Annotated in this window: 17 protein-coding genes; 3 read left to right on the top strand and 14 right to left on the bottom strand. The window is 59.4% G+C overall.

Features of this window, described 5'->3' with window-relative positions:
* Nucleotides 1-85: 85 nt before the first annotated feature.
* On the bottom strand, nucleotides 86-1015 hold the full coding sequence (locus CKW21_RS09320; RefSeq protein ID WP_218274035.1) for an MBL fold metallo-hydrolase: 930 nt from the start codon (nucleotides 1013-1015) through the stop codon (nucleotides 86-88).
* 291 nt (nucleotides 1016-1306) lie between these two features.
* Here CKW21_RS09320 and CKW21_RS09315 point away from each other — a divergent pair, with 291 nt between their 5' ends.
* Nucleotides 1307-1465, top strand: coding sequence for a DUF2986 domain-containing protein (locus tag CKW21_RS09315; protein ID WP_095193706.1), 159 nt, complete (start codon nucleotides 1307-1309; stop codon nucleotides 1463-1465).
* 5 nt (nucleotides 1466-1470) lie between these two features.
* Here the strand turns inward: CKW21_RS09315 and CKW21_RS09310 are convergent, their stop codons facing one another.
* Entirely contained in the window at nucleotides 1471-2067 is a 597-nt protein-coding gene (locus CKW21_RS09310) for a DUF4157 domain-containing protein (protein ID WP_095193675.1), read from the bottom strand.
* A gap of 210 nt (nucleotides 2068-2277) precedes the next feature.
* Here CKW21_RS09310 and CKW21_RS09305 point away from each other — a divergent pair, with 210 nt between their 5' ends.
* Nucleotides 2278-2886: a trimeric intracellular cation channel family protein gene (locus tag CKW21_RS09305; protein ID WP_095193674.1), complete on the top strand. Its 609-nt coding sequence runs from the start codon at nucleotides 2278-2280 to the stop codon at nucleotides 2884-2886.
* Between the two features lie 83 nt (nucleotides 2887-2969).
* On the top strand, nucleotides 2970-3590 hold the full coding sequence (locus CKW21_RS09300) for a LysE family translocator (RefSeq protein ID WP_095193673.1): 621 nt from the start codon (nucleotides 2970-2972) through the stop codon (nucleotides 3588-3590).
* Nucleotides 3591-3945: 355 nt separating this feature from the next.
* Here CKW21_RS09300 and CKW21_RS09290 read toward each other — a convergent pair whose 3' ends face one another.
* From CKW21_RS09290 to CKW21_RS09235, 12 genes are all read right to left on the bottom strand, one after another.
* A complete protein-coding gene (locus CKW21_RS09290; RefSeq protein WP_095193671.1) occupies nucleotides 3946-5043 on the bottom strand; it encodes an alkene reductase in 1098 nt (365 codons plus the stop codon).
* Nucleotides 5044-5222: 179 nt separating this feature from the next.
* A complete protein-coding gene (locus tag CKW21_RS09285; RefSeq protein WP_095193670.1) occupies nucleotides 5223-6140 on the bottom strand; it encodes an alpha/beta hydrolase in 918 nt (305 codons plus the stop codon).
* Nucleotides 6141-6300: 160 nt separating this feature from the next.
* Nucleotides 6301-7020, bottom strand: coding sequence for an SDR family NAD(P)-dependent oxidoreductase (locus CKW21_RS09280; protein WP_095193669.1), 720 nt, complete (start codon nucleotides 7018-7020; stop codon nucleotides 6301-6303).
* A 152-nt stretch (nucleotides 7021-7172) separates the two neighbouring features.
* Entirely contained in the window at nucleotides 7173-8078 is a 906-nt protein-coding gene (locus CKW21_RS09275; protein ID WP_095193668.1) for a LysR family transcriptional regulator, read from the bottom strand.
* 22 nt (nucleotides 8079-8100) lie between these two features.
* The gene (locus CKW21_RS09270) at nucleotides 8101-8637 is read right to left on the bottom strand and encodes a 2,4'-dihydroxyacetophenone dioxygenase family protein (protein ID WP_095193667.1); all 537 of its coding nucleotides are present in this window, start codon (nucleotides 8635-8637) and stop codon (nucleotides 8101-8103) included.
* Nucleotides 8638-8990: 353 nt separating this feature from the next.
* Entirely contained in the window at nucleotides 8991-9827 is an 837-nt protein-coding gene (locus CKW21_RS09265; RefSeq protein WP_095193666.1) for an alpha/beta fold hydrolase, read from the bottom strand.
* 82 nt (nucleotides 9828-9909) lie between these two features.
* Nucleotides 9910-11298 (bottom strand): nitrate/nitrite transporter, encoded by a 1389-nt coding sequence (locus CKW21_RS09260; protein ID WP_095193665.1) that lies wholly within the window; start codon nucleotides 11296-11298, stop codon nucleotides 9910-9912.
* A 263-nt stretch (nucleotides 11299-11561) separates the two neighbouring features.
* On the bottom strand, nucleotides 11562-14258 hold the full coding sequence (locus CKW21_RS09255) for a winged helix-turn-helix domain-containing protein (RefSeq protein ID WP_256590165.1): 2697 nt from the start codon (nucleotides 14256-14258) through the stop codon (nucleotides 11562-11564).
* A 1359-nt stretch (nucleotides 14259-15617) separates the two neighbouring features.
* Complete coding sequence (locus tag CKW21_RS09250) at nucleotides 15618-17036, bottom strand: efflux transporter outer membrane subunit (protein WP_095193664.1); 1419 nt, start codon at nucleotides 17034-17036, stop codon at nucleotides 15618-15620.
* On the bottom strand, nucleotides 17033-20212 hold the full coding sequence (locus tag CKW21_RS09245; protein WP_095193663.1) for an efflux RND transporter permease subunit: 3180 nt from the start codon (nucleotides 20210-20212) through the stop codon (nucleotides 17033-17035). The genes CKW21_RS09250 and CKW21_RS09245 overlap by 4 nt, the downstream gene beginning before the upstream one ends.
* A 12-nt stretch (nucleotides 20213-20224) precedes the next feature.
* Complete coding sequence (gene mexE / locus CKW21_RS09240) at nucleotides 20225-21484, bottom strand: multidrug efflux RND transporter periplasmic adaptor subunit MexE (RefSeq protein WP_095193662.1); 1260 nt, start codon at nucleotides 21482-21484, stop codon at nucleotides 20225-20227.
* A 141-nt stretch (nucleotides 21485-21625) separates the two neighbouring features.
* A complete protein-coding gene (locus CKW21_RS09235; RefSeq protein ID WP_095193661.1) occupies nucleotides 21626-21904 on the bottom strand; it encodes a LysR family transcriptional regulator in 279 nt (92 codons plus the stop codon).
* Between the last annotated feature and the right edge of the window lie 70 nt (nucleotides 21905-21974).

Here is a 21974-nt window from a genome sequence, read left to right as displayed (position 1 = left end):
GTGTTGCGCGCAGGTGCGCTCTGTCCAGCCTCTTCTTCCCACATAAGCGGGCGGGTCAGGACAGAGACGCAAAACCATCAAGCGGTCAGTAGTCCCAGAAGGCCGCGACCCAGCGAAAGGCCTCACCATCGACCTTCACCCGGCCGACCGAAGGAAACGGCAGGTGCGTGGCGACAAACAGCTCACCGCTCGCCGCCGCTTCTTGCATAAGGCGGACCCGAACGCGAACCGATTCCTCAGGGTCATGTTCAAAGCCGTTGTGCCAGTCGGGGTGTTCGAAAGCAACCGGGAACAGCGCATCGCCGGCGAACGTCAGTCGTTCGCCGCCGGAGGTCACATAGACCACGCTGTGCCCCGGGGTATGGCCGCCGGTGAGCTTGACGACCACACCCGGCGCCACCTCGTATTCATCATCGAATGTGCGCACCTGGCTGCGATAGTCGGTCATGAACTGATTGGCGGTCGCGCGCAGGACGTCCGGTACTGGCGACGGCATGTCGGTGAGCGCGAAATCGGGCGACTCCCAGAACGCGACTTCGGTGGCCGACACGTGGATCCGCACATCCGGTCGAAGCCGGTTCTTCACTTCATCGACGAGCAACCCGCCAATGTGGTCCATGTGCATATGGGTGATCACCACGTCGGTCACCGACTCGAGATCGATACCGGCACCCGCCAGCCGCTTGGGAAACTGCCCGGCCCGTGGAAAGCCGGGGAACTGCCCTCCCAGTCCGGCGTCGACGAGGATGGTCTGGTCGCCGCTGCGCACCACCAGCACGTTCAGTGCCCAATCGAATGCGTCCGGCCCCAGGAACATGTCCTTGAACCAGGCCGCGCGGGCGGCGGGGTCGGCATTGGTGGACATGGTCGCGGTCGGCAGCGGCAGCACCCCGTCGCTGACCACCAGCACGTCAATTTCGCCGACACGCAGCGCATAGCGCGAAGGCACCAGCTCCTCGAAACCCGCCCCTTCGGGGTGTGAGGTGTTGCGCAAGCTCATGTTTTGCAGGGTCATGGTCGCTCTCCGATTGCCTGGGTCAAAAACCTGATGCGAAGCCGCTCCCTCTGCGCGAGAGCGACGAATCGCGTTGGGAACCAGTCTGCATCGCGATGCACAACGGCCGATACCATACGGGGGTATAGCGAGCTTGCGCTTTAGGGTGATCACTCCCAGCAAAAGGTATGAGCGTTCGGTGAGGCGAATAACCGGTGTTATCCAGCGCGTGAAAGCCCAAAGAAGCGGAAGGGGATCTGGTTTATGATGCAATCCGAAACATTCAAGCATGTACTAGCCGGGCAGGAAATCATGAATCGTCAAAAGAAAATCAAGCAGTTACTAAAAGCGAACGCCAAAAAGGCCAGTGCCAAACTGGCACCGAAGAAGCCTAAATACATCAGCAAAGCCGACCGATTGAAATTGGCGGCTGAAGCCGGTCCCGACTCGACCGTTCCCTCTGAGAGCTGATCCTTTCAATAAATCCTGTCCCGCAGCGCCCGTCTGACCTCAGCCTGTATGGCATAGGCCGGCGCCTCCACGGCATCGAAATCCTGTGTATAGCGCTGGGCAAATCCTTCTACTCCCCACTCCTGAAACTGCTGCACATGCTTGAGTTCGTGAGCCCAGAGCGCGATGTCCTGTTCTGCGCTTTGAGCATCCCGGAACAGGATAATGTCGATCAGCGTCACGGCACCGACATCGGGGTTTTGCAGCATGGCGGTGGCGGCGCTGAATTGGCCGTTATCGCTGACTTTATAGTGCGCGGCATCGAGGACGCTGGGGGCGTACCAATGCAGCAGTTGTTCCCGGACATGCGGTGGAATGGGTTGCAGGCCGACGGGGGCGGCTTCGGCACGAGCCTGGGTCAGCCACAACGCCAGGGCAGGCGCCGCGATCTGGTAAATGCCATCCGGCACGGTGCCCAGCAGCGGTCCCAGGTCTGGCAGGCAAATGCAGCTATCCAGGCACACCTCTTTCTCGCCAGCCGGACAGCCGCTGGCCTGGGCCGGCACTTCAAGCGTCAGGCAAAGAACAGACAGCGCCACCAGGCGCGTGGTGATAGGCAGCATTGGGCGCTCCAGGGATGGATGCAGTGCATGGCGGGTCGGAATTGATGGGCGACCTGCATCGATTCAGCGTAGTCCCGAAGTGCAAATGGAAGTAAAAGCCATCGGGTTGAATCGTGCAGCGGTCACCTGATTCCCGAAAAGCGATTTCTCCATCTTGGGCTACTGTCACAACAGAGTAGGGCGACAGGTCACCCGAGGCAGGAAGACAGCATGATTTATTTTCAGGAAATGCTAGGCATAGCCGTGTTCTCGATAACCGGTGTACTGGCTATCCAAAAGGCCGATGTTGATTTGTTTGGGGCTGTGGTGCTTGGCATCATCACCGCTATCGGTGGCGGCACCTTGCGAGATCTGTTGTTGGATCTACCGATCTTCTGGATCGCTGACTTCAATTACATCTGGGCTGCGTTGGTTGCCGCACTGCTGGCGTTTTTCCTGACCCAACGCTTGCAAAAACGTTACCGCCTGCTGCTCTATCTCGATGGTCTGGCCGCTGCGCTGTTTGGGCTGGCGGCTACGGAGAAAGTACTGGCATTGCACCAATCCGCGCCTTTGGCAGTGATGATGGGAGTGCTCACCAGCATTGGAGGCGGTATAGCACGCGATGTCCTGGCGGGAAGAGTTTCGCTGTTGATGTCGCGTGAGATCTACGCCACGCCGATCTTGTTGGGATGCACCCTCTACGTCGCGCTACGTGACCTGTTCCCGTCGATCTGGGTCGCCGGTTGGATCGCTTTGATTTTCACCTTTGGTCTGAGGTTTTTGGCCATCTACCTGCATCTTCAAATGCCAGCGATGTTCTCGACGAAGCAGGGATAATTCTTTCAATTACAGCCCTCAGTGAAACGGCGACCTGGCCATGTGCTAACGTTCGCGCGTCATCACCTGAAAGTCATACGCCGATGTCCATTGCTGACAACCTCCTCGCCTTTACCCTCGCCGCCACTCTGCTGACGCTCACACCCGGGCTTGATACCGCTTTGGTATTGAGAACTGCGACGGTAGAAGGCAAGCAACAGGCGTTCCGCGCCGCACTGGGTATCAATGCCGGCTGCCTGCTGTGGGGGGCGGCGGTCGCGTTTGGCCTGGGTGCCTTGATTGCGGTATCGGAGTTGGCGTACAGCCTGTTGAAGTACTGCGGCGCCGCTTACCTGGCATGGCTCGGATTGAACATGCTGCTGCGTCCACGCCGCTCATTGTCGCCCCTTGAGACAGATGGAACGCCAAAGGCAAACTGGTTCTTGAAGGGCATGATGGGGAACGTCCTCAATCCCAAGATCGGGATTTTCTATGTTTCGTTTCTACCGCAGTTCATCCCCCAGGGACACAACCTGATTGCCTGGACATTTGGCCTGGTCAGTATTCACGTAGTGCTCGGCCTGATGTGGTCTTCGACGTTGATTGGCGCCACTCAACCACTTGCCGGCGTTCTGCGGCGCGGGAAGGTGATCAAGTGGATGGATCGCACGACAGGCCTGGTATTTGTTCTGTTCGCGGCTCGGTTGGCCTTTAGCAAGCGTTAGGTTTGGCTACAAAAGCGACGACGATAAAGGTCGTCAAAGCGAACGCAGCGCCGAGGCTGAAAGGCAATAGAAAAGCACGGGCCGCAGTCGGGACGGGGCTGCGCATTTCTTCGGCCAGAGCAGCTACATCACGGTGCAACTGTTCGATGCTGGCTTGATTCGTAGATTGTGTGGGCATGCGGCTTTCTTCCTTTGCGCGTCACGGTTCAATCCTGATGCGTGAAGCTATGTTTGGCAATGTGGGTCTCGCAGCGGCCCTAAAAATGGGCCTGCTGCGCAGTCCAGCGGGACGGTGCGGCGATCCGACAAGCTCCCTCGCCACAAAGCAAGCCCGCTCCCACAGGTACAGCCTTAATCAGCCGAGGGTCGGGTAGTCGGTGTAGCCTGCCGCGCCGCCACCGTAATAGGTGCCCCGATCCGACTCTGCGAGCGGCGCATCAAGCTTGAGCCGTTCCACCAGGTCTGGATTGCTGATGAAATGGCGCCCGAAAGCCACCATGTCGGCATGGCCCGAGGCGACAGCGTCAAGCGCCATTTGGCGGTCATAACTGTTATTGGCGATGTAACGACCACCGTACGTTGCATGCAACGCTTTGAAGTCAAAACCGTTGGCCTCGTTTTCGCCCTGGGTCTGGCCTTCGACACAGTGAAGATAGGCCAGACCCAGTCGCCCGAGCTGTTCGGCAAAATAGCCATAAGTCGCCTGCGGATCACTGTCCAGCGGCGTATCGCCTACTGCACGTGTGATGGGCGAGAGGCGCACGCCAACACGATCCGCCCCCCAGACCTGCGATACCGCCTGCACAACTTCCAAGGGGAACCGAATGCGGTTTTCCACCGAACCGCCGTACTGGTCGGTGCGCAAGTTAGTGCTGTCGCGAATGAACTGCTCCAGCAGATAACAGTTGGCCGAGTGCACCTCGACGCCATCAAAACCGGCTTCCAGGGCACAGCGCGCGGCGTGCTTGTAGTCCTCCAGAATCAACGGGATTTCCTCGGTCCGCAGGGCACGGGGCATCGACGGTGCGCCCAGGGTCTGCGACTCGAGGAACACCACCTCCCCGGCCTGAATGGCTGAAGGTGCCACGGGAGCGGCACCGTTTTCTTGCAAACTCACATGGGACATTCGGCCGACATGCCAAAGCTGGCATACGATCTTGCCTCCCGCCTCATGCACCGCATCGGTGACTTTACGCCAGGCTGCCACGTGCTCCGGTGTGTAGATACTCGGCGTAAAGGCATAGCCGCGGCCCTGCCGTGAGATATTGGTGGCTTCCGAGATGATGAGACCTGCGCTCGCACGCTGGCGGTAATACTCAACGGCCAGCGGCGTGTGCACGCCATCCATCGTCGCCCGAGAGCGCGTCAGCGGGGCCATGGCGACCCGATTGGCGACCTCGATTGCACCGATCGACAGAGATGAGAAAAAATCGGATCGTTGGTTATCAGACATACGTTTTGACTCCAAATGTTCGGGTAACGGGCTGTGCTGCACCGACGGCATACGCCAGGCATAAAGCCCAAACGCCACTCGCCAACAGGTGCAGGAAGCGGCATCCACCAAGTTACAGGGGCAATAAAAACAGCGGGGTCAAACCCGGTTAAACGTTGTTAACCGACGGCTGTTGACCCTCATGCCTTGCAGGCTTCATCGATGAAGGCCACCGCACCTTTGAGGGCCTTCATTCCCTCTGGAAGAATCGTCGCGAACAGATGCCAGACGTGGAACATGTCGGGCCACACCTCCAGTGTCACGCGCACGCGATTCTCAGCCAGGTGCGTAGCCAATCGCATCGCATCGCTCAACATGACTTCACGCTCGCCGATCTGCACCAGTATCGGCGGCAACCCACGCACATCCGCGAAGACCGGGGAGGCAGCCGGGTCGTTCTTCAACGCATCCTGCAAAAATGCTCTGGCCATCAAGTTGAGGCCCGTCAGATTCACCGTGGGATCGACGCCGTCACGGGTCTGCATCGACGAGCCGGTATGCTCAAGATTAGCCCAAGGCGAAAGAGCCACCCCGGCGACCGGAAGCGGCAGCCCCGCGTTGCGCGCCGCCACCATCACCGTGACCACCATGGCCCCGCCCGCAGAGTCACCTGAAAATGCGATGTTTCTCGGCGATATGCCCTGCTCCAGCAGCCAGCGGTAGGAGGCCAACGTGTCTTCAATCGCAGCGGGAAACGGGTGTTCGGGCGCCAGACGATAGTCAGGCATGTAAACCTTGGCCCTCAACAGCCTGGCGTAATGCCCTGCCAGGCCGTGATAACCCGCAGGGCTGCCCGCGACATACCCACCGCCGTGAATGTAAAGCAGCACTCTGCCGTTCTCGACTTCCTGCGGCGAGACGACCGTCGCGGCAACGCCGCCCATGTCAATCTGTTCGACCGTCACGCCTTCAGGCGTGGGATGAGCCGCGAGCACCTGCACATAGTTACGCCGGGCGGTCTCCCAACACCCGTCCTCGCCGCGCAACAAGGGGCCGAAGGCCAATGACGCCGTATTCCAGGCATCGATGCGTTCCTGAACGTTTGGACTGAAAATCATAGGTATTCCCGAAGTTCGTTTTCACGGTTGTCGATCCGGCTGCGAAGGACTGCTTAGCCCCCGGAGCGGATCGCACGAAGGTGGAGTGACGGGCCTTGAACTGATCGAGCGACACCTGCACGCCACGGCGATCAGGTCGCGGCCGTCCAATCAATCCCTGCTATTGGGCAAGGTAGCCGCCGTCGATAACCAATTCCGCGCCTGTGACGTAGCTCGACTCGTCGCTGGCCAGATACAGGCAGCCGTAGGCGATCTCGATCGGTTTACCCGCTCGTTTCATCGGCGTCGAATCGATGACCTGGTCGTTAAGATCCGCTGCTTGCGCCTGGGTAAGCGGCGTGTCGATAAAACCGGGATGCACCGAGTTGACCCGGATCCCTTGGGTGGCATAAGTCATCGCAGCGTTTTTCGACATGTTTCGTACCGCACCTTTGACGGCGTGGTAGGCGTGGGCACCGGCAACGGCCGCGCTGCCCCAGATCGACGAGATATTGACGATTGACCCCGCTCCCTGCTGGCGCATCACCCGAACTGCCTCGCGCATTCCGAGGAAGACGCCCGTCTGGTCAACCGCGATCATCTGCAGCCATTCTTTCATTTCCAGCTCATCCAGGGATTCGTAGGCAATGATCCCGGCATTGTTGATCAGCACATCCAGACGACCCTGCTTGTCGATGATCGCAGCGACTGCTGACGACCAGTCCTCTTCGCTCGTGACGTCGAGCTTCAGGGCCTCGACACCCTCGCTATAGGCGGTTTCAGGATCGGCAATATCACTGGCAAACACCGTCGCCCCTTCCTTGGCGAACAGTTGCGTGACGGCGTAACCGATACCGCTCGCCGCTCCAGTGACCAACACCACTTTGTTTTTCAATCTCATGACGTGAAACCTTCTGTTTATCTCGCGTTGTGGGAAATCCCGGGGGCTCGATGTGCAGGAAAGGTTCGATGCACATCAGCACCGGCACAGTAGCGCCGGCGGGGTCCTGCAGACGGTTAAACGTGGTCAATCGCGGTAAAGATGGCGGTGCTTCACGTGACCTTCCAGGGGTTCTGCTGCCACTTGTCCTGGAAGAACTCAATGAACACCCGAATGCGTGGGCTGAGATGTCTTCTGTCCGAGTACAACAAATAGACCGGCTCAACGATCCCCGACTTGAAGTCCTCCAACAGGGGTACCAATGTTCCTGCTCTGACGTCCGGTCCGATATGGAAGTCGGCCAGCTTGACCACCCCCGCCCCCGATAGCGCCATATCCCGTAGCAGATCGCCTTGAGTGAACGATGCACTGGGCGTTACCGGCACCGAAACCCCTTCGCCGTCCTGGACGAATACCCATTTGCTCCAGGGGCTCACGAAACTGAAGTTGAAACAGCGGTGGTTCAAAAGGTCAGCCGGAACCGCGGGCGTACCATGCTCAGCCAGGTAAGCGGGCGAGGCGCAAATCAACCACTCACACTCGCCGATTCGCTTGGCGATGCGTGAAGAACTCGGCAGCACGCCACTGTGGATTGCTATATCGAGCCCCTGTTCAAAGTGGTCCACAAACTGCGCCCCTAACTGAATTTCCACATCCATCGACGGGTACAAATCCAGGAACTCCGCCAGCCAAGGGACAATCTGGTGCTTGGCAAAGGTGGTCATGGTATGGATGCGAAGGGTACCGCTGACTCTTGAGGGCAGACCTTCAGCCAAAGAATCAGCCTCGTTCATCGCTTCGACAACGGCCTTGGCACTGCGCAGGTAAGCGGCCCCCTCCTCGGTCAGCGTCAGAACGCGCGAGCCCCTCTGGAAAAGCCTGACCTGCAGCCGATCCTCCAATCGGCTGATCAACTTGCTCACGGCCGACGGGGTGATGTTGTGGACCCGGGCAGCCGCCGAGAAACTGCCACACTCGGTCGACCATATGAACGCGAGAAGCTGTGAGTAGTTGTCCATTCCCTATCCTGGCGTCGAGTGGTCAGCGGATGAACTGCTCAATGTAATCGTCCGGCAACCCCAGGGACTTGTAATGAGCACGGGCACTTTCAAGCTTGGTAAAAACGTCTTCGTAACCTACCGCAACGCCTTGAGGGTCGACGTAGGTGTAGCCACCTTGAACGTGAAACCAGGTAATCATTTCCTCAACGTCTTCAGGTACGAACAGCGTGTGTGTCTCACCTGGAGGCTCGTACGCAAAAGAGCCTTCTTCAGCGATCCAGTCATGCTCCAGGTAATACCAACGGCCCTTGAGCACGATCGCATGAACACCACCGGTGTGGCGGTGACGAGAAAGAACACCGGCCTGGCGCACACGCAGAAGGTTAATGTAGTACCCGCCACTGGTATTGAGTAGAAGCGGCTTGAACGAAACCGTTTTGGTTACCGGAACCCATAATTCGTCATCTTCCAGCCATTGGGTCATTACGCCGGGGTGAACCATGTCCGGGGTCATGAATGGGACTTGCGGCAACTGGTAGGCAATCGCCAGTTCATCAGGTTTTACGGGACTATTCATTTCTTGGCCTCTCGGTTTTTTTCCAGAATCAACAGCGCAACAATCACGCCCATGCTTCGCTTGAATGAAAGGTTATGGGAGTGATCCCACGGTGAATACAGCTGCCTGTGCACACCAGATGTGACGCCCGGTCACAGGAAACGAAGCGCCGTCAGGCGAGATGACAAATAAAAACGCCCGCAAAGTGCGGGCGCCTGAGTTGAGGCTCGCTCCCACAATGGACGGTGGTGAGACACAAATGCCATGAGCCACACAGATCCCCTGTGGGAGCGAGCCTGCTCGCGAAGGACGTCCGGGCAACGCGGGGTATCAGGCACTACGCGTCTTCGTTGGCGCCCATCGCGAGCAGGCGCCTACACGCGGGGATCTGAAAAGAAGTCGATAATCGCCGGAAGCACCTGCTCGGGCGCCTCCAGGGTCGGACTGTGCCCTATCTTGCTGAGTCGGATCAGTTTCGAATTCGGCAATTCTCGCTTCATCTCATCGGACCACGCAGGCGGTCGCGGCATGTCCTCTTCGCCATTGATGATCAGCACCGGAATGGTGATCGATGCCAACAGCGCCACTGAGCTTTCACGATGCATGACCCCTTTCATCGCCGGGCGCAGCGTTTTTGGCAACGCCTGGATTCGATCGCGCCAGTAGGCCACCAGTTCTTGTTTTTCAGGGTTGTGGCGAGTGGTCTTGCCAAACATCACTTCCATTGTCATGTCGAGGATTTCACCGACGAAACCCTGCTCCCCCGCGTCGACCACCCATTGCGCAAATCGCGCGCCTTGCTCGGGCGGCTCGCCGCAGGCCGAAGAGCCTGCCACCACCAATGAGCGGAAAAGCGCCTGGCGTCTGGCAATGAGCCTGAACGCCACATCTCCACCCATGGATTGAGCCATGACATTGATCGAGCTGAGCTCCATCTTTTCGATCAGGGCTTCCATGTCGTCCGCGCACTGATCCATGGTGATGATGTCGACATCGTCCAGGGCGCTTCCCCCCTGGCCTCTGAAATCGGGCCGTATGACCCGGAACTTGCCCTCGGCGGCCTGGACCAGGCCGTCAAACATGGACCCATCGAGAAAGCAGGAATGAAGGCAAAGCACGACGGGCAGGTCAGCTTCGCCCGTGTCTTCAACCCATAGCGTCGTGCCATTGACCTGAATGTGCTTACCGTAAGAATTGGCAACTTGTAGCATGTTGGTTCTCCTGACATTGAACATCCCCGCAAGGGAATTTTTTATAGGTTGCAGGTGTGGCATCTGCAGTCGGTACGACGACTCAACCCGCCATGTTGCAGGACGCTTTTGAAACCAACGCCCTATCGTGTTTGAGGAACCATCCCGTGGTCTCGCGTGTAAAAAAGGCTGTTACAAACGCAGCTACCACCATCAATCCGGAGATGAAATACAGCGCGTAGTTGTAGCCCGCCACCTGATCAAAACCGCCGCCGGCACCGATGAACAGGCCGATCACGAAAGGACCGAAGCCACCGGCATAGATACCGACGTTGACGATCGAGCCGGCGATTCCCGACGTGCCGGGCTTGGCTGAATCGAAGGCGATCGCATACAGCAGCGTATAGGGCGCATTCATTGCGAACCCGGCAAACAGTTGAATGCCGATGAGCCAGGTCAGGCTCAAGGATGTGAACTGAAACAGGTACATGCCTACCGCCAGCCAGGCGAATACGATCATCAGGCAAAGCTTGCGGCCCATGCGGTCAGAGATCCAACCCCAGACGATTTGCCCGATACCCCCGGTGATGGTGAACAAAACGGAATACGCCGCGGCCTCGGCGAAGTTGTAATGAGCCACGAATGCCAGGTACTGAGGCAACCAGAAGCTGATACCGAAATAACCCACAATGGCCAGCATCGAGACCAGCGCGATAGCGCTGATGTTCGGATTGCGCATCGCGGAGCGAAAAGCGCCCTCAGGTGCCACCACCGCCCCTTGGGCAGCGCTCAACGCCGGGACGGTTTCCCCAACGTCACGCACGTGATCGACAAACGACTCGTAGCGCTTTTTGGTGCAAAACCACCAGTAGATCGAAAAGATAATGATCATGGGGACCGGGAACAGCAGAAAGGCCAGGCGCCAGTTCTCAGGACCGTAAGCGTTCAACAAGGCACTGATCGCCAGACCACCGATCAACGTGCCCCATGGATAGCCCGTGTGATGCAACCCCAACGCAAAACCGCGCCTTTCACGAGACCACCACTCGGACAAAGACGTGACTTCGATCGCCTCGCCGGCCCCGCCAAAGGCGTGGGAAATCACCTGCAACGCCACGAGCATGCCCAATGAGGCGGTGAGGAAATTCAGCCCTGTCAAAAAGGTAAACAATGTGTAGGCAATCACGATGGGCAGGTGACGATACTTCCTCATCCAGCCTTGCCCGCCCTTGTCAGCCCAAATCATGCAAGGCACAGCGATCAACGAGGTGGCGATGGTGATGAACGCTGCGAGAAAACCGGTCATTTCTGCACTGGTTTTGAATTCGCTGGTGATCGAGGGCAACACCATGAAGAACATCTGACGTGAGTTGGCGTCCATGGCGTAGACCAGCCAGAGCAACGCCATGGCTCCCCATGAGGCGGTTCCCGCACCTTTGGAAACCCGGGTGAACGACGGAATAGCACCTGCCTTTTCTTGAGCGAGGCCCATTGGATTATCTCCCGCTGAGTTTTATTTTTATTGTTCCCCGGCAGTTGGGTGCATCGCACTGACAACGTCGGGTATGCAGGCGTCTGCAGAACACCGGAAGTGTTCGAGGCCACCGTCTAAAGATTAGAAACCCGACGGGAATTGATGGATATAGCTGGAAAAGCACACCTGCTTTGAATGTTTGGCACAGGTCGATGACGTCAGGGATGAATCAAGGCGTCATCGACGCGAGGTGATGACAGCCAACAGCCTCAACTCCCAGCTCAGCGCACCCTGCTCCCGAGCACAGTCCAGTGCTGAGCAAGCAAGTCCTCGACCTCTGCGTATTCGACCTGTTCCAGCCCCATGAGTACTTCGGCCTTGGTTTTCAGCAAATCCGCGAGGCTGAACAACCCCCCGGTCCGCCGCGCAAGATCGATCGCTTCGTTGATCGCAGCCAATGCGCCGGCCTTGTCTCCACACGCTCGTTGCGCCTCGGCCAGTGCCTGGAGTGCATCGGTCCTTAAAAATGTCAGTGTGCGGGGTGGCAGCGTGGCCACGCATTGCCGGAGGTGTTCAACCGCCGCCGGAAAACCACCTTGCTGCAGCAACATCAAGCCTTTGAGGAAATGAATCACCTGATGGCGCACCGCTACTTTGTAGTCCTGGGCGACGTTCTCCAGTTCGTGGATGAGGCACTCGGCCTGGTCCGACTCTCCATTACTGAGCAGGATCGGAAAACACAGCGTCGCACACAGGCAGAACGAATCCGGATGGCGCCTGCTCTCGTTGATGGCGCTGATCGCCAGCTGCAACGCCTGTGTCGGCATGCCGCGTATCCACTTGACCCGTGCCGTGCCGAGGCTGGCAATGGTTAGCTCCTTGCTCTCGAAGTAACGCAGTGGGCGCAGCGCGTGCCTGGCCACAATATCGGCACCTGAGAGGTAGCTTTCATCGGCTGCCATCTGGTTACCCGAGAAGTGCCAGGACGCGCCCGCCATCCACCGGGCAATCACGGCCTCGCCCGGCCCACCTTGATCGCGGGCGGCAGTGGCATAGGACTCACTGACGGACAGCGACTCCTGAATCCTGCCGTTTGCGATCAATACAAGGTGAAGACCGGCGAGCAGATGAAACATCGAGTGGCTGTCATCCAAGCGCCGTGACAATGTCAGCCCGCGCTCCAAAGTACTCGTCACTTCACCGTCATACTCACCACCGCAGTAGTAGGTGATGGCCAATGACTCAAGCAGACCAAGCTCGAATGTCGTCGCACAGAGGTGGTCGGGCAGCATCCTGAGCGCGCGTTCGCAGCAACGCTTGCACTCCATGAGCAGGCCAAGCTCCAGGAACAAGGGCGCTGCAAGGCTGCTCATTTGCGCTGCCAGTGCCGGATCTCGCCCGGCAACGAAGGACCACTCCAGCGCCGCACGTACGTTACCGATTTCCGGCAGGCGAAAAGGGATGCTGCGGGCGGCGGATTGGCCATCGGCATAAACCCGAAGTTGCTCTGCGTAATACAGGGCATGGCGCAGAGCGATGGAGTCCTTCATACGCAGTTTTGCCAATCGGGTAGCCGCGTAGGCCTTGGTCGTCTCAAGCAACCTGAAACAGGTTTCACCGTTCACCGGATGCACCGCGACCAGCGATTTATCCACCAGATCCCGAATGGCCTCTTCCACCTCGAAGGCATCGGTTTGCTCATCCGCCGCCACCGCCACCGCAGCCTCTACCGGAAATCCTCCGCAAAAAACCGACAACCTGTAGAGAATCCGCTGATCTCGTGGGGTGAGCAGATTGTGGCTCCAGTCGATCATGGCCTCGACCGTCTGATGACGTGGACTGGCATCGCGTTGACCTTTCCAGTGCAATGCGAACTGATTATCGAGCAGGTTGGCAACACCCTGTATGCCGTACGCCGCGACGCGACTGGCCACCAGGCCTATCGCGTGGGGATTGCCATCCAGACGCCGGCAAAGCGCGGCCACGAGCAGTGCATCATCATTGCTCAAGCTTTCTCTGGCCCCGCCTTCCTTTGCCCGCTCAATGAACAACCGGATGGCAGGCCAATCCATAGCCTGCCTGGCACTAAGGCGCTCTGTGTCGGGGGGAGTCGCCAAGGGGTGTAGCGGATACACGAACTCGTCTTTGACCCGCAAAGCTTCCCGGCTGGTGGCTAAAAAAGACACTGTCGGGGTGGCTGCCATGATCCGCCGACAAAGATCGACCACCGCCGCGATGACATGCTCGCAATTATCGAGAACAATCAATGTCCTCTTCGCCGAAAGCACTTCCAAAAGCTCGGCAAACAACTCCGTGCCTGTGGGGCGGTACCCCACCGCCAAGGCGAGCGCCTCCATGACCCGCTCGGCGTAATCCACCGTGTTTTGATCCACAGTGCTCAGATCCACGAAGAAGATCGCATCACCAAACACATCAAGGGCATGCGCGACTAGTACAGCCAACGTCGTCTTCCCTGCCCCGCCGGCACCGACCACTGTGACCAAGCGCCGGTCCGGGATCACCTGCGAGAGTTCGGCAACACTCTCCTGGCGCCCGACGGCGCCTCTCAACGGTGCGGGGATATGCGATAGCACCCTGGACGCTTCTGCCGCTTGCGCTATCAGTGTCTGCGACGCTGCCGATCGCAGCTGATCACTGCCTTCGATGTGTTCTACCGCTGCAACAAAGCAGTACCCACGCCCCGGCACATTGGCGATGTAACGAACGCCGTCGAGCCCGCACCCGAGCGCCTGCCGAACGTTGGCAATCTGTATACGCACATTGGATTCCGCAACGACCAGTCCGGGCCAACCGGTGGCCATCAACTCCCGCCGTGTCATGACCTTGCCATTGCCTGCAACCAACGCCGTCAGGATGTCGAACGCTCGGCTTCCCAGCGATACGTCCACGCCATCCTTGCGCAAAATACGAATGCCGGGATACAAGCAGAACGGTCCGAAGACGAACCCATCGCTCATGATCTGTTCTCTTTCGATCGTCTGCGAAACACCTGACGATCGATGGCTCTGGAAACCCACTACACATCTGTTTGGGTTTAGTGGATATCCAGTTCAGGAGCCAGCGCATTGAAGTAAAACTCGATCAATGGCGACCGGGCCGAATAGATCTGCGCGGATGTTCAGCTTCCCGGCAGGAGCAATGCTTGCTCGCGATGGAGGTCAACAATGAAGCTGCTCGCCCTGTGGGAGCGAGCCTGCTCGCGATGGTCGTGAACGATGACGCGGGAAACCAGATGCCCAGTGGCGCCCGTTGGTTTTTCGCGAGCAGGCTCGCTCCCACAGTTTGATCTGCGTCGAACACAAATTCTGTTTTCGTAAAAGATCCCCTGTGGGAGCGAGCCTGCTCGCGATGGTCGCGAACGATAACGCGGAAAATCAGTTACCCTGCGGCGTCTGTTGGTTTTTCGCGAGCAGGCTCGCTCCCACAGTTTGATCTGCGTCGAACACAAATTCTGTGTTCGTAAAAGATCCCCTGTGGGAGCGAGCCTGCTCGCGATGGTCGTGAACGATGACGCGGGAAACCAGATGCCCTGCGGCGTCTGTTGATTTTTCGCGAGCAGGCTCGCTCCCACAGTTTGATCTGCGTCGAACACAAATTCTGTGTTCGTAAAAGATCCCCTGTGGGAGCGAGCCTGCTCGCGATGGTCGTGAACGATGACGCGGGAAACCAGATGCCCAGCGGCGTCTGTTGGTTTTTCGCGAGCAGGCTCGCTCCCACAGTTTGATCTGCGTCGAACACAAATTCTGTGTTCGTAAAAGATCCCCTGTGGGAGCGAGCCTGCTCGCGATGGTCGTGAACGATGACGCGGGAAACCAGATGCCCTGCGGCGTCTGTTGATTTTTCGCGAGCAGGCTCGCTCCCACAGTTTGATCTGCGTCGAACACAAATTCTGTGTTCGTAAAAGATCCCCTGTGGGAGCGAGCCTGCTCGCGATGGTCGCGAACGATAACGCGGGAAACCAGATGCCCTGCGGCGCCTGTTGGTTCTTCGCGAGCAGGCTCGCTCCCACAGTTTGATCTGCGTCGAACACAAATTCTGTGTTCGTAAAAGATCCCCTGTGGGAGCGAGCCTGCTCGCGATGGACGTGAACGATGACGCGGGAAACCAGATGCCCAGTGGCGCCTGTTGGTTTTTCGCGAGCAGGCTCGCTCCCACAGTTTGATCTGCGTCGAACACAAATTCTGTGTTCGTAAAAGATCCCCTGTGGGAGCGAGCCTGCTCGCGATGGTCGTGAACGATGACGCGGGAAACCAGATGCCCAGTGGCGCCTGTTGGTTTTTCGCGAGCGAGCTCGCTCCTACCGAAAGCACTGAACGTCAGTTCCTCGCCGCTACCTTGTTGCCACCCGTGTCCCACCCGCCTCCCAATGCTTTATAGATGGCGACGATGGCACGGTACTGATCGGTCTCACCCAACGCCTGTGCATCCTCGGCGTTCAAGCGTTCGCGCTCGGCATCGAGCAACACCAGGTAGTCGACGGAGCCTTCCTTGTACTGGATCCCCGCCAGATCCGCCGCCGCCCTGCTCGACTCGCTTTGCTTGATCAACGACAGCAACCGCTGCTGGCGTTTGCCGTAGTCACTGAACGCGTTTTCCGATTCCTCCAGCGCCAGCAGCACTTGCTGTTCATAGGTGGCCAAGGCGCCTTCGGCGTCGGCATCCGCGCCGCGAATGCGTGCTCGCACGCTGCCCAGATCGAAGGCGGCCCAGGTGATGCTCGGGCCGAGGCTCCAGGCTCTGGCGGCGGCGGAGCCGATTTGTGAACCGCGTCCGGCGGTGAAGCCGAGGAAGCCGCTCAGGCTGACCCGGGGGAACAGGTCGGCGGTGGCCACGCCGACGTCTGCTGTTGCGGCGGCGAGCCGGCGTTCGGCCGCCAGTACATCCGGGCGGCGGCTCAGCAGTTCGGCGGGATCGCCGATGGGCAGTGACTTGGCAATGGCTGGCAAATCTTTCGGGCTCAAGGACACGCTCAACTGGTCCGGACGCTCACCGAGCAAGGTCGCGATGCGGTTTTTCTGTCGCACCTGTTCCGCTTGCAGTTGCGGCACGCTGGCTTCGACGGCGGCCAGGCGTGCGTCGGCGCGTACCACGTCGAGTTCATTACCGACGCCAGCATCGCGCAGGCTGACCGTAACGCTGCGTGAGTCGTTCTGATTCTTCAGGTTGGCCAGGGCGATTTTTTCCCGCAGTTGCGCACCGCGCAGTTGACCGTAGGCATCGACCAGTTCGGCAATCATGGTCACCCGCAGTTGATACAGGTCCGCCGCTGCCGCGTCTTCCCGGGCATCGCTCGACTCAAGCGCCCGCTGGATGCGCCCGAACAGGTCGATTTCCCAGGCCATGTCCAGGCCCAGATCGTAGCGCTCGGTGTTCACCCGGCTCTCGGTCTGGCCCGGCACTTGCGAGCGACCTTGCAGGCTGCTGACGCGGCTGGTGACCACCGGCAGGTTGTCGTTGCTGATGTCGTCGCGAATCGCCCGGGCCGCTTTCCAGCGGGCAAAGGCCACGCGCAGGTCGCGGTTGCCTTCCAGGGATTTGCTCACCAATTGGTTCAGCGTGGGGTCGTCGAACTGTTGCCACCACACCGTTTCGAATCGCGACTGATCGTAGTTGGCGGCTTTGGCATAAACGCTGTTGGCCGGCGGAGTATCAGGGGTCTTGTAGTCCGGCCCCACCGTGCAGGCGGCCAGCGCGGTCACCAGGAGGCTGGGCAGAAAAAGCTTCAGGGCATTCATGGTTGCACCTCCAGGTTCAGCGCGTGGGCTTGCTTTTTGGCTTTCTTGCGTTCGATGTAGCGGCGAATCAGGACGAAGAACACCGGCGTCAGCAGCAGGCCGAAGAAGGTCACGCCGAGCATGCCGGAGAACACCGCCACACCCATGGCACGACGAATTTCCGAACCGGCGCCGGTGGAGGTCACCAGCGGGATAACGCCCATGATGAAGGCGAACGAGGTCATCAGGATCGGCCGCAGACGCATGCGGCAAGCGTCCAGTACGGCGTCCAGCGGCGACAGGCCCTGGTCCTGCCTGTCCTTGGCAAACTCGACGATCAGGATCGCGTTCTTGCACGCCAGGCCCACCAGCACGATCAAGCCGATCTGGGTGAAGATGTTGTTGTCGCCTTGGGAAATGATCACCCCGGCAATCGCCGACAGCAGGGTCATGGGGACGATCAGGATCACCGCCAGCGGCAGGCTCCAGCTTTCGTACAACGCCGCCAGTACCAGGAAGGCCAGCAGCACGCAGAGCGGGAACACCAGCAGTGCGGTGTTGCCGGACAAAATCTGCTGGTAGGTCAGGTCGGTCCACTCGTAGGTCATGCCGTTGGGCAGTTCCTCTCTCAGCAATTTTTCGATGGCCGCCTGGGCCTGGCCGGAGCTGTAGCCGGGCGCCGCGCTGCCGTTGATTTCCGCGGTGAGGAAACCGTTGTAGTGCGAGACCCGGTCGGGACCCGAGGTCGGAGTGACCTTGACGAAGGTCGCCAGCGGAATCATCTCGCCGCGATCGTTGCGCACCTTCAACTGGCCAATCTGCTCCGGCTCCTGGCGGAACTGCTGTTCGGCCTGAACGTTGACCTGATAGGTGCGACCGAAGCGGTTGAAGTCGTTGGCATACAGCGAACCCAGGTACACCTGCAAGGTGTCGAAGATGTCGTTGATTTTCACGCCGTGGGTCTTGGCTTTTTCGCGGTCAATGGCAGCTTCGACCTGTGGCACGTTGACCGTGTAACTGGTGAACAGGTTGGCCAGCTCCGGAACGCTGCGGCTCTTGGCGATGATGTTCATGGTTTCTTTGTACAGCTCGTCATAACCGAGGTTGCCTCGATCCTCGATCTGCAGGCGGAAACCCCCGATGGTGCCCAGGCCTTGTACCGGTGGTGGCGGGAACACGGCGATGTAGGCGTCCTGAATGCCACCGAACTTGCCGTTGAGCGAGGCGGAAATCGCCTTGGCCGACAGGCTCGGGTCCTTACGCTCATCGAACGAACTCAAGCCGATGAACGCGATACCGGCGTTCGGGCTGTTGGTGAAACCGTTGATCGACAGGCCGGGGAAAGCCACGGCGCTGTCGAAACCCGGCTCGTTCATGGCGATGGTGCTCATGCGGCGAATCACCGATTCGGTACGATCCAGACTCGCGGCATCCGGCAGCTGCGCAAAGGTCACCAGGTACTTCTTGTCCTGGGTCGGCACGAAGCCGGTGGGTGTGGTGCTGAAGCCCATGTAGGTCATGGCGATCAGGCCGGCATAGACCAGCAAGGCCACGCTGCTGCCACGGATGACTTTGGCCACGGCCACCATGTAGCCGTGGCTGGCCTTTTCGAAGAACCGGTTGAACGGTTTGAACAGCCAGCCACCGAGCAGGCGATCCAGCACTCTGGAGAAACGGTCTTTCGGTGCGCCATGGGCCTTGAGCAGCACCGCCGCCAGTGCCGGCGACAAGGTCAGGGAGTTGAACGCCGAGATCACCGTGGAAATCGCGATGGTCAACGCGAACTGTTTATAGAACTGCCCTGTCAGGCCGGAGATGAAGGCCGCCGGCACGAACACCGCGCACAGCACCAGCGCCGTGGCGATGATGGGTCCGGTCACTTCGCCCATGGCTTTCTTGGTCGCCTCGACCGGTTCCAGCCCGGATTCGATGTTTCGTTCGACGTTCTCCACCACCACGATCGCGTCGTCGACCACGATGCCGATGGCCAGTACCAGGCCGAACAATGACAGCGCGTTGAGCGAGAAACCCAGCAGGTGCATCACGGCAAAGGTGCCGATCAGCGACACCGGCACCGCCACCAACGGAATGATCGAGGCGCGCCAGGTTTGCAGAAACAGGATCACCACCAGCACCACGAGGATCAGTGCTTCGAACAGCGTGTGCACCACCGCTTCAATCGAGCTGCGCACGAAGATGGTCGGGTCGTAGACGATCTCGTAGTCCATACCTTCCGGGAAGCTCTTCTTCAGCTCGGCCATCTTCGCCCGCACCTGGTCGGAGACGTCGATGGCATTGGAGCCCGGCCGCTGGAAGATCGGCATGGCCACCGCTTCCTGGTTGTTGAGCAAGGCGCGCAAGGCGTATTGGTTGGAACCCAGTTCGATGCGGGCAATGTCCTTCAAGCGAGTGATTTCGCCGTCCGGGCCACTGCGGATGATCACGTTCTCGAACTCTTCTTCAGTGACCAGCCGCCCTTGGGAATTGATCGACATCTGGAAGCTGGTGGCATTCGGCGCAGGGGGCGAACCCAGTTGCCCGGCGGCGACCTGACGGTTCTGTTCGCGCACCGCGTTGACCACGTCGGTGGCGGTGAGATTGCGCGAGGCGGTTTTGTCCGGGTCGAGCCAGATGCGCAGCGAGTAGTCGCCGATGCCGAACATCTTCACATCACCGATGCCGTTCAGACGCGACAGCTCATCCTTGACGTTGAGGATCGCGTAGTTGGACAGGTAGAGCATGTCGTAGCGTTTGTCCGGCGAAACCAGATGCACGAGCAAGGTCAGTTCCGGCGAGGCCTTGTCGACGGTGATGCCGATGCGCGTCACCTCATCCGGCAGCTTGGGCTCGGTGCGGGTCACGCGGTTCTGCACCTGGACCTGGGCGTTATCCAGATCGGTGCCCAGGGCGAAGGTCACGGTGAGGGTCAAGCGACCGTCCGCCGTGGATTGCGACGACATGTACAGCATGTTCTCGACGCCGGTGATGGCCTGTTCCAGCGGCGCGGCGACGGTTTCGCCGATCACCTTGGGATTGGCCCCCGGATAGCTGGCGTGCACCACCACGGTCGGTGGCACCACTTCGGGGTATTCGCTGATCGGCAACTGGAACAGCGAAATGGCGCCGGCAATCAGGATCAGCAACGACAGCACCGCCGCGAAGATCGGTCGCGTGATAAAGAACTGGGAGAATTTCATGTCGGTGGGCCCTTATCCGCGAGGTGAAGTCGCGGCATCTGTCTTCACCAACGTGGGTGATTTGACGGAAGCCGGGGCCGAAATGGCCGGTTGATTGCCTGCTTCAATGGCCTGGCGCTGGCGGGTCAGGGTCGCGACGGTTTCCGGGTCGGCCATGGGGGCGTCCTGTGGGGTGACCACGGCACCGGGGCGAACCCGTTGCAGACCGTTGATGACGATGCGGTCCTCTTTCTGCAAGCCACTGCGCACGATGCGCAGGCCTTCAAGCTTCGGCCCCAGATCGACGCTGCGGTACACGGCCTTGTTGTCCTGATCGATCACCAGCACGAACTTCTTGCCCAAGTCCGTTCCGACCGCTTCGTCCTTGATCAGCAGGCCGGAATAAGCTGCGCTGCCCACCAGTTTCAGGCGAGCGTACAGGCCCGGGGTGTATTGGCCGTTGGCGTTGTCGAACACCGCGCGGCCACGAATGGTGCCGGTCTTGGGATTGACCCGGTTGTCGACGAAGTTCATCTGCCCCAAGTGAGTGTTGCCCTCCTCGTTCGACAGGCCCATGTACACCGGTGTGGTCTGACTGCGCTGCCCCTGGCGGGAGAGCTGGCCGTACTTGAGGAACAGGCGCTCGTCGGCATCGAAGTAGGCGTAGACCTTGTCGGTGGACACCACGCTGGTCAGCGGCGTGGTGTCGGCGGTGACGATGTTGCCGGCGGTGATTTCGGCACGGCTGACGCGGCCGGTGATCGGTGCGGTGACACGGGTAAAGCTCAGGTTCAGGCGTGCCAGGTCGAGTTGCGCCTGGATGGCATCGACGCCGGCCTTGGCCTCTTGCGCGGTGGTGGTGCGGGTATCGGCCAGTTCGGCGGAAATCGCGTTGCTGCCCAGCAGTCGCTGGCCGCGCTGCGCTTCATTGGCGGTGCGAACCAGCGTGGCCCGGGCTTGTTGCAACTGGGCTTCGAAACGATGCACTTCGTGTTCGAACGGCCGTGGATCGATCTGGAACAGCAGGTCGCCCTTCTTCACCAGCGCGCCGTCAGTAAAGGCCACCCGTTCGATCTGCCCCGACACCCGTGGACGGACCTCGACGGTTTCCGGCGCTTCCAAGCGCGCGGTCACCTCATCCCACTCGGTGATGGGCTGCTCGATAACCTTGGCGACGGTGACATGGGGCGCCCCCGGTGCATTGGCGGCGACAGGCGCGCGGTCGCACGCGGTGAGCATCGTGAGGGCCAATGCGGCAAACGGATAACGAAAAGCTTTGAGTGACTGTTCCATGGGGGTGTCCGCCAGACGGTTAAGGGATTTACGGAGTCTCGGCCTCGCGCGAGGCCTCGACGAATCGAACAAAGTGAACTTGGGTATCAGTATTAATGATGATCGTCATGTATAAGGGCAAAAAAAAACCAATCGCCCTGCTCAAGCCTTGGTATTGGCGATTGCACTGCACACGCAATCCAATGCCGGGCCCAGCGTCTGCGCGACCGAAATGGCGCGGGGCGTGGGCCGCATTTCCCGGCCCATGCGCTTGAACAAAGGGTCGTTGAACAAAGCCCGCAAACGCCTCAGCGCCCCGCTGACCGCCGGTTGGCCCATCGAGAGCCTTGATGCCGCCCGGGTGACGTTGCGCTCCTGGATGAGGGCTTCGAACACCACCAGTAGATTCAGGTCTATTTCGCGCAGATCATTACGTTTCATAACGTGTCCACCTGGTATTTGCGCTGACGATATATTACGACCATAATCATTACAAGCCTCTCGGCGACGA

The organism is Pseudomonas sp. Irchel 3A7, assembly GCF_900187565.1.
Lineage (GTDB): Bacteria > Pseudomonadota > Gammaproteobacteria > Pseudomonadales > Pseudomonadaceae > Aquipseudomonas.
Note: the sequence above shows the minus strand (reverse complement) of the source record. Positions and strands in the feature narration are given on the sequence as shown.

Bases quoted from the DNA above. Each gene is read 5' to 3' on its own strand.
- CKW21_RS09320 (WP_218274035.1), bottom strand. From the start codon at position 1,015: ATGACCCTGCAAAACATGAGCTTGCGCAACACCTCACACCCCGAAGGG.
- CKW21_RS09305 (WP_095193674.1), top strand. From the start codon at position 2,278: ATGATTTATTTTCAGGAAATGCTAGGCATAGCCGTGTTCTCGATAACC.
- CKW21_RS09255 (WP_256590165.1), bottom strand. From the start codon at position 14,258: ATGAGCGATGGGTTCGTCTTCGGACCGTTCTGCTTGTATCCCGGCATT.
- CKW21_RS09260 (WP_095193665.1), bottom strand. From the start codon at position 11,298: ATGGGCCTCGCTCAAGAAAAGGCAGGTGCTATTCCGTCGTTCACCCGG.
- CKW21_RS09235 (WP_095193661.1), bottom strand. From the start codon at position 21,904: ATGAAACGTAATGATCTGCGCGAAATAGACCTGAATCTACTGGTGGTG.
- CKW21_RS09275 (WP_095193668.1), bottom strand. From the start codon at position 8,078: ATGGACAACTACTCACAGCTTCTCGCGTTCATATGGTCGACCGAGTGT.
- CKW21_RS09315 (WP_095193706.1), top strand. From the start codon at position 1,307: ATGAATCGTCAAAAGAAAATCAAGCAGTTACTAAAAGCGAACGCCAAA.
- mexE (WP_095193662.1), bottom strand. From the start codon at position 21,484: ATGGAACAGTCACTCAAAGCTTTTCGTTATCCGTTTGCCGCATTGGCC.
- CKW21_RS09280 (WP_095193669.1), bottom strand. From the start codon at position 7,020: ATGAGATTGAAAAACAAAGTGGTGTTGGTCACTGGAGCGGCGAGCGGT.
- CKW21_RS09265 (WP_095193666.1), bottom strand. From the start codon at position 9,827: ATGCTACAAGTTGCCAATTCTTACGGTAAGCACATTCAGGTCAATGGC.
- CKW21_RS09245 (WP_095193663.1), bottom strand. From the start codon at position 20,212: ATGAAATTCTCCCAGTTCTTTATCACGCGACCGATCTTCGCGGCGGTG.
- CKW21_RS09290 (WP_095193671.1), bottom strand. From the start codon at position 5,043: ATGTCTGATAACCAACGATCCGATTTTTTCTCATCTCTGTCGATCGGT.
- CKW21_RS09250 (WP_095193664.1), bottom strand. From the start codon at position 17,036: ATGAATGCCCTGAAGCTTTTTCTGCCCAGCCTCCTGGTGACCGCGCTG.
- CKW21_RS09285 (WP_095193670.1), bottom strand. From the start codon at position 6,140: ATGATTTTCAGTCCAAACGTTCAGGAACGCATCGATGCCTGGAATACG.
- CKW21_RS09310 (WP_095193675.1), bottom strand. From the start codon at position 2,067: ATGCTGCCTATCACCACGCGCCTGGTGGCGCTGTCTGTTCTTTGCCTG.
- CKW21_RS09270 (WP_095193667.1), bottom strand. From the start codon at position 8,637: ATGAATAGTCCCGTAAAACCTGATGAACTGGCGATTGCCTACCAGTTG.
- CKW21_RS09300 (WP_095193673.1), top strand. From the start codon at position 2,970: ATGTCCATTGCTGACAACCTCCTCGCCTTTACCCTCGCCGCCACTCTG.